11 protein-coding genes are annotated in these 13,889 nt (G+C 35.7%); 9 read left to right on the top strand and 2 right to left on the bottom strand.

What is annotated here, in order from left to right; all coding sequences use genetic code 11:
- Positions 1-111 precede the first annotated feature (111 nt).
- From LB449_RS10530 to LB449_RS10545, 4 genes are all read left to right on the top strand, one after another.
- On the top strand, positions 112-1,551 hold the full coding sequence (locus LB449_RS10530; RefSeq protein WP_224455066.1) for an SLC13 family permease: 1,440 nt from the start codon (positions 112-114) through the stop codon (positions 1,549-1,551).
- A gap of 70 nt (positions 1,552-1,621) precedes the next feature.
- On the top strand, positions 1,622-3,037 hold the full coding sequence (rlmD, locus tag LB449_RS10535; RefSeq protein WP_224455067.1) for a 23S rRNA (uracil(1939)-C(5))-methyltransferase RlmD: 1,416 nt from the start codon (positions 1,622-1,624) through the stop codon (positions 3,035-3,037).
- Positions 3,034-3,534, top strand: coding sequence for a DUF6452 family protein (locus LB449_RS10540; protein WP_224455068.1), 501 nt, complete (start codon positions 3,034-3,036; stop codon positions 3,532-3,534). The genes rlmD and LB449_RS10540 overlap by 4 nt, the downstream gene beginning before the upstream one ends.
- Entirely contained in the window at positions 3,500-4,246 is a 747-nt protein-coding gene (locus LB449_RS10545; protein WP_224455069.1) for a DUF6048 family protein, read from the top strand. Before LB449_RS10540 ends, LB449_RS10545 begins: the two co-directional genes overlap by 35 nt.
- On the opposite strand, the gene LB449_RS10550 is transcribed toward LB449_RS10545, so the two are convergent.
- Positions 4,247-5,401 carry a THUMP domain-containing class I SAM-dependent RNA methyltransferase gene (locus LB449_RS10550; RefSeq protein WP_224455070.1) on the bottom strand — a complete coding sequence of 385 codons (1,155 nt, stop codon included), beginning with the start codon at positions 5,399-5,401 and terminating at the stop codon, positions 4,247-4,249.
- A gap of 99 nt (positions 5,402-5,500) precedes the next feature.
- On the opposite strand from LB449_RS10550, the gene LB449_RS10555 reads away from it, so the two are divergent.
- From LB449_RS10555 to LB449_RS10575, 5 genes are all read left to right on the top strand, one after another.
- Positions 5,501-6,166, top strand: a complete 666-nt coding sequence (locus LB449_RS10555; RefSeq protein ID WP_224455071.1) for a ZIP family metal transporter — start codon at positions 5,501-5,503, stop codon at positions 6,164-6,166.
- Positions 6,167-6,245: 79 nt separating this feature from the next.
- Positions 6,246-7,637 (top strand): dihydrolipoyl dehydrogenase, encoded by a 1,392-nt coding sequence (gene lpdA, locus LB449_RS10560; protein ID WP_224455072.1) that lies wholly within the window; start codon positions 6,246-6,248, stop codon positions 7,635-7,637.
- Positions 7,638-7,706: 69 nt separating this feature from the next.
- A complete protein-coding gene (locus LB449_RS10565; protein ID WP_224455120.1) occupies positions 7,707-8,498 on the top strand; it encodes a TrmH family RNA methyltransferase in 792 nt (263 codons plus the stop codon).
- A 26-nt stretch (positions 8,499-8,524) separates the two neighbouring features.
- Positions 8,525-10,225, top strand: coding sequence for a M23 family metallopeptidase (locus tag LB449_RS10570; RefSeq protein ID WP_224455073.1), 1,701 nt, complete (start codon positions 8,525-8,527; stop codon positions 10,223-10,225).
- 4 nt (positions 10,226-10,229) lie between these two features.
- Positions 10,230-12,692, top strand: coding sequence for a TonB-dependent receptor (locus LB449_RS10575; protein ID WP_394372314.1), 2,463 nt, complete (start codon positions 10,230-10,232; stop codon positions 12,690-12,692).
- On the opposite strand, the gene LB449_RS10580 is transcribed toward LB449_RS10575, so the two are convergent.
- The gene (locus LB449_RS10580) at positions 12,669-13,832 is read right to left on the bottom strand and encodes a cysteine desulfurase family protein (RefSeq protein WP_224455075.1); all 1,164 of its coding nucleotides are present in this window, start codon (positions 13,830-13,832) and stop codon (positions 12,669-12,671) included. The two genes, LB449_RS10575 and LB449_RS10580, sit on opposite strands and share 24 nt — an antisense overlap.
- Positions 13,833-13,889 lie beyond the last annotated feature (57 nt).

A 13,889-nucleotide genomic window follows, 5' to 3' on the forward strand; every position in this document is an offset into this window, starting at 1 on the left:
AAACTACAGATTAAAGCTTATTTATTTTTGATTTAAATAGTAAGCAAAAGATAACATTTATCATATTTTGAATGCTGCTAATCCTTTAAATTAGCGATTCAATTTAAGGTTATGTACCAGGATTCTAGACGCTACTCAAAAAAAATCATTGGTAAGATAAATCAGAAAATATCTGAAAAATTCAGATGGCAAAGTCGTTCCCTTCAATTTGTATTAAGTTTTCTCATAGCTTTAGGATTAACTTACCTGCTCAAAGACCAAAGCTTTACTGAAGGTCAAACTTCCGTTTTATTTATTTTACTTTTCGCTATTGGCTTATGGGTCACTGAAGCTATTCCGCCTTTTGCAGTTGGGATTCTCATTATTGGCTATCTGGTGTTTTCCATGAGTAATTTGGAAACCGAAAATGTGACCCAGTATTTACAAACCTGGTCAGATTCTGTCATCTGGTTGTTCCTGGGAGGCTTTTTCATAGCTGAAGCTATGAAAAAAACAGCGTTGGACCAAACTCTGCTTAAAATCATTGTAGGTAAACTCGGCGAAAAATCAAAATTTATACTTCTGGGCTTGATGTTAATTACCGCTTTCTTATCCATGTTAATGAGTAATACGGCGACAACGGCCATGATGATTGCCAGTATTGCGCCCATCACCAATAGCCTTGGTAAAGAGGCAACACTTACCAAAGCGCTTCTGATTGGAATTCCTACCGCTGCCGCTATTGGTGGAATGGGAACCATTATTGGTTCTGCGCCAAACGCCATTGCCGTTGGAGCACTTGAAGGAATTGGTATTCGCATTAGTTTTTTAGAATGGATGCTCATTGGCATTCCCGTAGCAATAATCCTCATATTTATATTCTGGGGTGCACTACTCAAAAAATATCAGATTAAGAGAACATCTTTGGATTTGAGCTTTTTACAAAAAACCAAACAGGAAATGGATGAAAGTATTTCCAAAACTCAAATTCGTGTAACCTTGATTATCATCCTTACAAGTTTATTATTTTGGTTGACCTCACAGTGGACTGGAATCCCTGTTTCAGCTGTATCTGGAATACCTATAGTTGGGTTTACTATGTTTGGAATTTTGGACGCGGACGATATGCGAAAACTCCCATGGGATACTTTAATGCTTGTTGCTGGCGGACTTGCTCTTGGACTTGCAGTGCAACAACAAGGTTTAACTGATTATTTTATCAGTTTCATAGATGTTCAAGACTTTAATTTTTATCTACTAGCCTTGATGTTTGCTATACTAAGTGTAATTTTTTCAAATATCATGAGTAATACAGCGACCACAACAATTATGGTACCGCTTGCAATTTCATTTACTCTAATGCTTCCTGAAGAATCACCAAAAATAATTCCGTTGGTCATCGCATTGAGTGCTTCATGTGCTTTACTATTACCCGTTTCAACACCTCCAAACGCAATTGCCTACAGTACTGGTAAAATAGATCAGGCAGACTTTAGGTATGGTGGAATTATCATTGGACTTCTAGGACCTATTTTGGTCAGCTTGTGGGTGAGTTTAGTGTATTTTTTCTAAGATAATTTTCGGATCAAAAGAAATCTAACTCAACAAAGCTGTATTTAAAACATTGCTTTATTTTTGTCGCATGGCAAGACGTAAAAACACAAGAAAAACCTTTGAAAATATAAAAGTCCTCGATGCAGGCGGAAAAGGAAAAGGAATAGGAAAAGCTACTGATGGCAGGGTTTTAATAATAGACAAGGTTGTCCCTGGAGATGTTGTAGACGTTACGACTTACAAAAAACGTAAATCTTACTACCAGGCAAAACCTCTTCGCTTTGTTGAGCTTTCTCCAAAACGAACAGAACCTGTCTGCCAACACTTTGGAGTGTGTGGTGGATGTAAGTGGCAAAATATGGCTTACGAGCATCAGCTTTTTTATAAGGAGAAAGAGGTTTTGGAGAACCTTAAACGTATTGGTAAAGTTGAAATTGCTGAAACCAAACCAATTCTCGGAAGTGAAAAAATTTATTTCTATAGAAATAAAATGGAGTTTTCCTTCAGTAATAGTAGATGGCTCACAGAATCGGAAATCGCAAGTGGTGAGGATATCCAAGATAAAAATGCACTTGGATTTCACATTCCTGGAATGTGGGATAAAATTTTAAACCTTGAAAAGTGCCATTTACAGGAGGATCCCAGCAATGACATCAGAAATAAAGTGAGAGATTTTGCTACAGAAAATAATATAGAATTCTTCAACCCCAGAGACCAAATTGGGTTACTTAGAACGTTAATGATAAGAACAAGCTCCACTGGTGAATACATGATTTTGATTCAATTCTATCAAGAACATAAGGCTAAACGTGAACTTCTTCTGGATTATATCACTGAAGAGTTTCCTGATGTTACTTCATTACAATATGTGATCAACGAAAAGGGAAATGACACTATTTATGATCAGGAAGTGATAAAATATTTTGGGCAAGACTTTATTTATGAAGAAATGGAAGGCTTAAAATTTAAGATCAACGCCAAATCCTTTTACCAGACCAATTCTCAGCAAGCCTATGAACTTTATAAGATAGCAAGAGACTTTGCCAACTTAAGTGGTGACGAGCTTGTTTACGATTTATATACAGGAACGGGTACTATTGCTCAATTTGTAGCTAAAAAGGCTAAACATGTGGTTGGTATAGAAGCCGTCCCAGAGGCCATAGAAGATGCAAAAGCAAATGCAAAATTGAACGGTATTGAAAATACGTCTTTCTTTGCTGGTGATATGAAAAAGATTTTTACTTCCGGTTTTATTTCAGAACACGGTCAACCAGATGTCATAATTACAGATCCTCCCAGAGAGGGAATGCACAAAGAAGTTGTGGAACAAATCCTAAGTGTCAAACCAAAGCGAATTGTTTATGTCAGCTGTAACTCAGCGACTCAAGCAAGAGATTTGCAACTCATGGATGCATTCTATAAAGTTGAAAAAAGCCAAGCGGTAGATATGTTTCCACAGACACATCATGTGGAGAATGTAGTTTGTTTAAGTTTAAAAGAATGAAAAACATAATTCTTAACTTTTTTCTTATAACTGCGGTAACATTTCTTTTGTTATCCTGCGAAAGGGATGATATTTGTCCTGAAGCAACACCTACCACACCAAAATTGGTAATTGAGTTTTTCGACATCAATAACACAGAGAGCCCAAAAAACGTGAGAGATTTAGCCGTTAGAACGTTTGAAAAAGACACAGCTTTACTTTTTAATTCAACGTCAACTATTTCCATTCCTTTGAAAACAGATTCTATTGAGACTAGTTATGTTTTTAATTTGAATGCATTAGCAGAGTCAGGTGGACTTAGAGATACGCTTACCTTTTCTTACGCTACAGAAGAACTTTATGTAAGTAGGGCTTGCGGATTTAAAGTGAACTTCTTTGATTTTAGAGCAAGCCTAGAAGACCAAGAAACAAGTTCAGAAGGCTGGATAAGAGATATCCAAATCATAGAAAATACAATAGAAAATGAATCTGAAACTCACCTTTTTATCTTTTACTAGTTCATTCTGCTTACTCTTTTCTTGTTATGGTATAGCGCAAGAGAACAGTGAAGTGCAGTATGAGCAAGTCAGCGATTCCATTTTTTATAAAGATAAATATGGACTTACTTTGAGCCTGGACTTAAGTAGAATTGGTCAAAGTTTCTGGGACGATAATTATCAAGGACTCGAAATTGGCGCTGACTATAGGTTTTCTGAAAACTTATATATAGCTGGTGAATTGGGAAACGAGCAAGCCACGTTTAACAATCAAAACATTCTTAATGAATCTGATGGGAGTTACATAAAAATTGGGGTCAATTATAATGTGTACGACAACTGGATTGGGATGCAAAACTTAATTTATGTTGGATTTCGATACGGTTTTGCAGCTTATTCTCAAGATTTAAAAAACTATAGAATCTATACTACAGACGATTACTTTCCTCCAGACATAAGGGATGATGGCAGGAGTTTTGGAAACCTTACTGCCAGTTGGATTGAATTTCAAGCTGGACTAAGGGTGAATATTTTCGATAATTTTTATCTGGGGGCTCACGTGCAACTCAAAAATATGATAACAACTACCGAAATTCCAAATTACGATAATCTTTACGTTCCAGGGTTCCGAAGAACCTTCGATAACTCAAGTATAGGCGCTGGATGGGGTTACTCCATAAGCTATTTGATCCCTATTTACTCCAAAATGAAAACACAAGCTGCAAATAATTAATTATTGCTTTGCTGCTTTTTTGGAACCCTCATAAATTTGGTAATTCAATAATCTGGATTCCAATTTGGCGTTGTATAATTTAATTTTTCGAGAGGGTCTTAAGCCAACATGTTTTATGGCCTCGAGATCTGCAACAATAAACCAGGCTGAAGTCCCTGGATAGTTTTGTTTTAAAGTATCTCCAATTTTAGAATAAAATTTAGGTATATCAACATCCAATCTCACCCCATACGGAGGATTGAAAACCATGTGCAAGTGACGGTCTGATGTTTTAGAAGTTTCGAAAAAATCTTGACGCTTTACCTCAATAAATTCTGAAAGATTAGCATTTTCTATGTTTTGAATTGATTTTTCTACTGCCGATGGAGCTTTATCATAACCCTTAATTTCAAAATCGAAAGATCTTACTTTTTTTAAAGCGGAGTCTTTGATGATTTCAAACAAGTTTTCATCAAAATCTTCCCACTTCTGAAAAGCAAAGTGCTCACGATTGATGTTTGGTGGGATATTACAAGCTATCATCGCTGCTTCAATAAGAAGTGTTCCACTACCACACATAGGATCGAGGAAATCGCATTGTCCTGACCAGCCAGACTTCAAAAGTAAACCCGCAGCTAAAACTTCATTAATTGGTGCGATATTGGTTGCTGTTTTATAACCTCTTTTAAAAAGAGGATCTCCGGAAGAATTCAAACTGATTTCACAATTCCCCCTATCAATGTGAACACTTACCTGGAGGTCTGGTCTATCAGTATCAATATTTGGTCTGGATTCAAATTTATCACGGAATCTATCTACGATAGCATCCTTAGTTCTGAAAACCACATATCTGGAATGCGTGAAGATTTCAGAATTCACTGTAGATTCTACTGCAAAAGTTCCATTCTTATCAATTAAATTTTCCCAGGCAAAGGCATTTATCTTTTTATAAAAATCTTCTTCGTTATAAATTTTAAAACTAAAAATAGGTTTCAAAATGCTTATTGCTGTTCTTAAACTTAGGTTTGCCTTATACATAAAACCAAGGTCTCCTACAAAAGAGACATGCCTCACTCCTTTCTGGATGTCCATAGCTCCAAGTTGTCTCAGTTCTTTTGCAAGGTCATCCTCAAATTCGTAAAGACACTTGGCAATCATTTTGAAATTATTTTCCATGAAGAAGATATTTTGGAGTGCAAAAATACACTAATTTTGCACCCTTAAATTTTTGAATCGAGATTTTTAAAATAATCAAAAGAGAATTACATCTTTAATATGAATTTACTTTTACCTATCATAGCCGTACTTATAGGATTTGGAATCTCATATTTCATTTATCAAAAATCAATTACAATCAATCTACTTCTCGCTTTTAGTGGATCGTTTTTACTATCGGTTACAGTTTTAGAATTTCTACCAGACATTTACAATTCAGGAGTTGATTCTATTGGTGTTTATGTTTTAGGAGGCATACTACTTCAAATTATGCTAGAATATTTATCAGGTGGTGCAGAGCACGGCCATTTGCATTTATCAAAAGAAAAAACGAGTTTCCCATTTGTTCTTTTCATCAGTTTGTGTATCCACGCTTTTTTGGAAGGGATTCCAATACATGAAAACGATCATTTACTTTATGCTGTGATTATTCATAAAGTACCTATTGCTATCATCATCGCTTCGTTTTTATTCAATACCAACTTATCAAAGTTTAAAATTATTATCTTCCTTTTGGTTTTTGGCATCATGACTCCTCTGGGTAGTTTTGTTCAGGCAAACACAGTTTTACTTGACGATATTGGTTTGTATTTAAACGCTATCGTTATTGGTATTTTCCTTCATGTGTCTACCACCATTTTATTTGAATCTTCCAAGGACCACAAATTCAATATCTATAAATTTGGAATTATAGTTTTGGGTATCCTATTGGCCTTGATCTTATAAATAACACTGTCGTTTTCAGTGCAAATATGTGGATTATTCTTAATTTAGCATTTTTAAAAATATTAGCAAACAAAATGTTATGAGTAAATACGATATTATAGTTTTAGGTAGTGGTCCAGGCGGTTATGTTGCAGCTATTCGAGCTTCACAACTAGGCTTTAAGACAGCGGTAATTGAAAAAGAAAGCTTAGGCGGTATTTGTCTTAACTGGGGATGTATTCCTACAAAAGCTTTATTAAAAAGCGCACAGGTTTTTGAATATTTAAATCACGCTGAAGACTATGGTCTAAGCGTTGAAAACCCAGACAAAGACTTTACAAAAGTCGTCAAACGTAGTAGAAGTATTGCTGAAGGCATGAGTAAAGGTGTTCAGTTCCTGATGAAAAAAAATAAGATTGACGTTATCATGGGACATGGAACTCTTAAAAAAGGAAAGAAAGTTTCTGTAAAGGATGATAAAGGAAAAACATCTGAATATGAAGCAGATCACGTAATTATTGCAACTGGTGCACATGCCAGAGAACTTCCAAACTTACCTTTGGATGGTAAAAAAGTGATAGAATACAGAAAAGCTATGACTCTGGAAAAACAACCAGAATCTATGATCATTGTAGGATCCGGAGCCATTGGTTGTGAGTTTGCTAGTTTTTATAACGACATGGGGACTAAAGTTACTTTGGTAGAATTCCTACCTAATATCGTTCCTTTGGAAGATGAAGAGGTTTCAAAGCAATTTGAAAGAATATATAAGAAGAAAGGTATTAAAGTAATGACCAATTCTTCAGTAGAAAGTGTTGATACATCTGGAAAGAAAGCAAAAGCCACTGTTAAAACCAAAAAGGGAGAAGAAGTGATCGAAGCGGATATTGTTCTTTCTGCTGTGGGCATCAAAACCCATATTGAAAACATCGGACTTGAAGATGTTGGCATCAAAACAGATAAAGACAAAATCACAGTTAATGACTTTTACCAAACGAATGTTCCAGGCTACTACGCTATAGGTGATGTAACTGCTGGTCCAGCTTTAGCTCACGTAGCTTCAGCTGAAGGTATTCTTTGTGTTGAAAAAATTAAGGGTGAAAAAGTTGAACCTTTAGATTATGGCAACGTACCTGGATGTACATATTCTAATCCTGAAATTGCAAGTGTTGGTATGACAGAAAAACAAGCTAAAGAAGCTGGATACGAGATCAAAGTTGGTAAGTTTCCATTTTCAGCATCTGGTAAAGCAAGTGCCTCTGGAGCTAAAGATGGTTTTGTAAAAGTTATTTTTGACGCTAAATATGGTGAATGGTTAGGTTGCCATATGATAGGTGCTGGTGTAACCGATATGATTGCTGAAGCCGTTTTGGGTAGAAAGCTTGAAACTACAGGTCATGAAGTCTTAAAAGCTATACACCCACACCCTACCATGAGTGAGGCTGTAATGGAAGCCACTGCAGATGCATACGACGAAGTAATTCACTTATAATAGTTGAGATTTAATTACATTTGAAGCTTCTGAAATCAAGATTTCAGAAGCTTTTTTTATTTCCATATGATGAGAAAACAAATCACAAGTCTTAGTAATTCACTGATCAAACATTTGCTTTTACTTCAGAAAAAGTCAAAACTTAGAAGTAGCGGAAATGAATTTGTCATTGAAGGTGTTCAGGAATTAACTTATGCCATTGAATCAAACTATAAACTAAAGCAAGTCCTGGTATGTAATGATATTTTTGAAAACACTATTGAATTAAATGACCTAGACTTTGAGGTGATTGAGATCTCTAAGGAGGTTTTTGAAAAAATTGCTTACCGTTCCTCTACAGGCGGCATTATAGCTATCGCTACAGCCAAGAGTTTAAGTGTGGATGATTTACATTTTGAAACTAAAACCCCTCTTATTTTGGTTGCTGAAGCGCCAGAAAAACCTGGAAATATTGGGGCATTACTTAGAACGTGTGATGCTGCCAATCTAGACGCTGTAATTATTGCAAGTCCCAAAACAGACCTTTACAATCCTAATATCATTAGATCAAGCGTTGGGACAGTTTTTACAAACAAAATTGCCACAGGGTCCACTTTAGAAATAATTGAGTATCTTAAAAAGAATAACATAAATATTTTTGCAGCAGCACTCCAAAATTCAAATTCTTATCTGCAAGAAGATTTTACAGAAGCCACTGCAGTAGTCGTAGGTACAGAACATGACGGTTTATCTGAAAACTGGAGATCTCAAGCCTATAAAGTAGTTAAAATCCCAATGGAAGGAAAGGTTGATTCTCTCAATGTGTCAGTTTCTGCCTCTATCCTAATTTTTGAAGCAAAACGTCAACGTCTAAATAAATAATTTTAAATTTAAATAAATACCTCCTAATGTTTAAAAAATTTCTGATTTCAATTTTCCTATCGTGCATTAGTCTAACCTATGCTCAGGATGAAATCCCGAAAGATTATTTTGAATCTCCACTGGACATACCTCTACTGCTGTCTGGAACCTTCGGTGAGTTAAGGTCAAATCACTTTCACGCTGGTTTGGATATCAAAACAAAAGGGGTGACTGGTCTTGCTGTGGCTGCATCTGCAGAAGGCTATATAGGTAGAATCAAAATTCAGCATGGAGGTTACGGAAAAGCCCTTTACATTTATCATCCCAATGGCTATCAAAGTGTTTACGCACATTTGGAAAATTTTTCAAAAGAAATAGAAGCTCTGATCAAAAAAGCTCAGTACAGGAAAGAATCTTATGAAATAGAACTATTCCCATCAGATAAAGAATTGGTAGTTTCTCAGGGTGATATAATCGGGTATAGTGGAAATTCTGGCTCTAGCGGAGGTCCTCACTTACATTTTGAAATAAGAGATTTCAATTCGAAGCCCATGAATCCTTTTATTTTTGGGTTTGAAGAAATCAAAGACTCTCGAAAACCACAAATATTTGCTTTGCACGCATATCCTTTAAACGCAAATTCACACATCAATGGTCATACTGAACGTGTTCAGCTAAAACTTATACAACGAAATGATGGAAGTTACAGAACTGAACCTATAAAAGCCTTTGGTGAAATAGGCTTTGGGATTGATGCTTATGATGTTTTAGATTTAACTTACAATAAGAATGGTGTTTATTCAGTAAAAACTTTACTCAACGGTAAGCCTGTTTTTGAAAATACGTTTGACAAATTTTCGTTTTACGAAACCCGCTACATCAATCGTTTGATTGATTTCAGTTACTATACAACAGAAAAGAGAAAAATTCACAAACTTTTTGTTGAAGAAAATAATCCGCTGAGTGTATTCAACGATGTTTTTGAAAGCGGAACTATTAGTATTCAAAAAGACAGTCTGGACCAAAATTTTGAAATTATAGTTTCAGACTTCAAAGGAAATTCTCAAAGCATTACAATTCCGCTAGAAACAGATTTCAAAGAGGATCTTCCCACTAAAGAAATTAATGAAACTGAATATTTTGTAAAAGCAAACGCAGCAACTGTTTTTGAAGAAGGAAAAATTGATATTTTTATTCCTAAAAATGCGCTTTACGATGATACGTTTTTGGATATTAATATTGAAGGTTTAAGCGTTGATTTACATAAAGAAACCACACCTCTTCATAAGTCAGTCACTATTGGATTTGACGTAAGTCAATATTCAAAAGAAGATCAGGCAAAATTATATATTGCCAAAGTTGCACCCTGGGGCAGTAAGTACTATGTAAGCACTTACAAGAAAAAAGACCGGCTAACTACCAAAACAAACCAGTTTGGGGCTTACAAGCTATTTGAAGATAACACACCTCCGACTATCAAACCAAAAAACTTTAAAGATGGTCAATGGTTGTCTAACTACAGATACCTAGAATTGGAAATTGATGACGCGGAAACAGGTATTGAAAGTTATAGAGCTACTGTTAATGGGGAATTTATATTGATGGAATATGACTATAAAACCAAAACCCTTACACATGATTTCAACGATGGCGTAGTAAGGGAAACCAGAAATAATTTAAAGGTGATTGTCACAGATAAAGTTGGAAATACTGCTATATTTGAAGCAGAATTCTCCAGAAAAAACTAACTCCATAAGCTTGAAATACTTCTGCCTTCTTTTAACCTTTTTTAGTTTGGCTGCTGCTCAATCACAAACAGCACTGGTTCAAGGAATAATATTTGATGAAGATAAAAACACAGTTGCATCTGCAAACGTAAGTACATCTTCCTCTGGTACAGTATCCAACAGCAATGGATTTTATAAATTAGAAATTCCTTCAAATCAAACCGTTGAATTAAAAATATCCTACATTGGTTTTCAACCCATCATTCTTAAAATTAAACTGAAACCTAATCAGGTGGAGGAATTTAATTTTGTTTTAAAAACCAATATTGAACAAATAGGAGAAGTTATTTTACAGAATGAAGGACGAGCTAGAATTGAAGGAGTTACAACGCTTACTCCTGAAACCGTTAGGAAAATTCCGGGTGCAAATGCTGGTGTCGAAAACCTTCTTAAAACCCTTCCTGGTGTAAATTCAAACAATGAATTGAGCACACAATATTCTGTAAGAGGAGGAAATTTTGATGAAAATCTGGTGTATGTCAATGATATTGAAATCTATAGACCTTTCTTAATCCGAAGCGGACAACAAGAAGGTCTTAGCTTTGTCAATACTGATTTAGTCAGAAATGTAGAGTTTTCTGCTGGTGGGTTTAAAGCTAGATACGGTGATAAAATGTCTTCAGTTTTGGATATTGAATACAGAAGACCTGTGAGTTTTGGAGGAAGTTTTGAAGCGAGTTTTCTAGGCGGAAGTGCTTCTGTAGAAGGGATTTCAAAAAACAAAAAACTTTCCGCCATTGTTGGTATGCGTTATCGAGACAACTCTCTATTTGTTAATTCTAAAGAAACCGAAGCCAACTTTAAACCCAGGTTCGCTGATGTTCAAACCTTTTTAACCTATCAATTCAGCCCAAAATTTGAACTGAGTTTTCTAGGAAATATTGCCATAAACACCTACAACTATGAGCCTTTTACCAGACAGACTAATTTTGGAACTATAGATGACCCTCAGGCTCTTTTAGTGTTTTATGAAGGTGAGGAAGAAGACAAATATGAAACTTACTTTGGTGCTTTGAAAGCGACCTACAAACCCAATGAAAATTATACTGGAAAATTTATAGCTTCAGCATACCATACCAAAGAGCAGGAATATTTTGATATTCTTGCCAACTATAGGTTAGGAAGTGTCAGCACTGATTTTGGCGATGGAAATCTTGGAGAAGTTGAGTTTACAGAGGGTGCAGGCTCACAATTTACGCATGCAAGAAATAATCTTGACGCTTTAATCTTTAATGCTCAACACCTGGCAAGTCATAAACTTGATGAACATCTTATAGAATATGGATCAAGATATACACATGAAGACATAAGAGATCGTCTACAAGAGTATGAAGTTATTGATTCTGCTGGCTTCAGCATACGACCTCCTCTACCCGATTTTGCAAACGACCAACCTTACAACCCATTCGATTCACCCATTGAAGCTTTTCAAAGTATCAGAGCTTTAAACTCAACTAAAATTGATAGACTCACTGCTTTTCTTCAATGGAGTTATAGAACAAGTCTTGGTGGTTCCAAACTATGGATGAATGCTGGATTAAGAACACAGGCATGGCGGATTTCTGGAGAAGAAATTGAGTCAAATACACAACAAGTCTGGAGTCCACGAGCGCAAATTTCTATAAAACCCAACTGGGAAAAAGACATGTTGTTTAGACTCTCAGGAGGGTTTTATCATCAACCACCTTTCTACAGAGAACTTAGAGATTCCACTGGTACAGTTATTCCAACCGTTAAGGCTCAGGAATCCATACACTTTGTAGCTGCTAACGATTACAGTTTCAAATTATGGAATAGGCCATTCAAACTTGTAACTGAAGGTTATTATAAAAAAATGAATGATGTTAATCCCTACACCATAGAAAATGTGAGGATACGGTACAGAGCAAGGAATGATGCAGAGGCTTATGCTTACGGACTCGATATGAGACTAAATGGCGAGTTTGTGCCTGGAACTGAAAGCTGGTTTAGTTTCGGTTATTTAAAGACTGAAGAACGCCAGGGCGGTCGCGAATTTATATCAAGGCCTACAGACCAAAGATTAAAGTTTGCCGCCCTATTTCAGGATTATGTACCTAACATTCCTAAACTGAAATTATACCTGAATCTTGTATACAATACAGGTTTGCCTGGAGGCTCTCCTCAATTTGAGGATCCCTACGATTTCCAAAGTAGACTGCCAGATTATCAACGACTTGACGTTGGTTTTTTCTATGCTTTAAAAGAACCAAATGATAATATAAAGAAAGAACACTGGTTGAATATCTTCGAAAATGTGGATATAGGGTTTGAAGTCTTCAATATGTTTGACCGATTGAATTCAATTACAAATACTTTTGTGAGAGATGCATCCTCAAGAAATCAATTTGCAATCCCAAACTTTCTAAGCCCTAGAGTTTTCAATCTAAAGTTTTCGGCTGGCTTTTGATACAGCTAAACTCTTCAAGGTAGATATAACATAGTCCAATTCTTCTTTGGTAGTAAATTTTGAAAACGAAAATCGGATTCCTGGATAGTCTAGCTTTTCACCGTAAACCTCATTTAAGACGAAAGATCCTAGCTGAGCTCCACTTTGACAAGCGCTTCCTTTGGAACATGCAATACCTTTAAGGTCCAATTGAAATAGCATCATATCAGATTCTGAAGACGATAAAGGAATGCTAACATTGACTATTGTATATGTGCTTTTATCTAAATCTCCAGAATGCCCATTGAATCTTAAGCCAGGTATTTCTTTTTTGAGGGAATCAATAAAATAAATTTTTAAGTCTTTAATGTAATCTGAATCTTCTTTCAAATTATGATAAGCCAATTCCATCGCCTTTTGTAAGCCAATAATATTATGCACACTTTCAGTTCCCGCTCGCAATTCACGTTCTTGAGACCCTCCATGGATTAAAGGCTTTAGAAAATTTCTGCTTTTTGCATATAAGAATCCAACACCCTTGGGACCATGAAACTTATGTGCGCTGACAGCAATAAAATCTACGGGTAAATCTGCAAGGTTCATTTCATAATGACCAACCGACTGTACAGTATCACTATGAAATAAAGCGCCATGCTTATGACATAATTCTCCAACCGTCTTTAGGTCAAGCATATTTCCAATTTCATTATTGATATGCATCAAAGAAACAAGGGTTTTGGGGGAATCTTCAGCCAAAAGGATTTCTAAATGACTCAAATCTACAGAACCATCTTCATCCAGATTTACAAACTGCAAATCAATTTTATTTTCAGAATCTAAAAATTCAACACAATTTAAAACTGCATGATGTTCAATCCTCGAAGAAATAATTCGTTTGACCCCAAGATCCCTCACAGCACAGGATATAGCCATATTATCTGCTTCGGTACCACCTGAGGTAAATACGATGTTTGCAGACTGAACATTTAATAGAGAAGCTATCGATTTTCTGGCAGTTTCTACAACAGCTTTAGCTTTACGCCCAAACGCATGGGTTGAAGAAGGATTCCCAAAATTGGAAATCATACTCTCGTGCATAGATGAAATTACTTCCTTATCTATTTGGGTTGTGGCTGCATTATCTAAATAAACTGTTTGCATAAAAAAATTCTTTCACAAAAATAAATCAAATTTAATTGGAATCCCTTAACTGTTTTA

Source organism: Psychroflexus lacisalsi (assembly GCF_020164495.1).
Lineage (GTDB): Bacteria > Bacteroidota > Bacteroidia > Flavobacteriales > Flavobacteriaceae > Psychroflexus > Psychroflexus lacisalsi.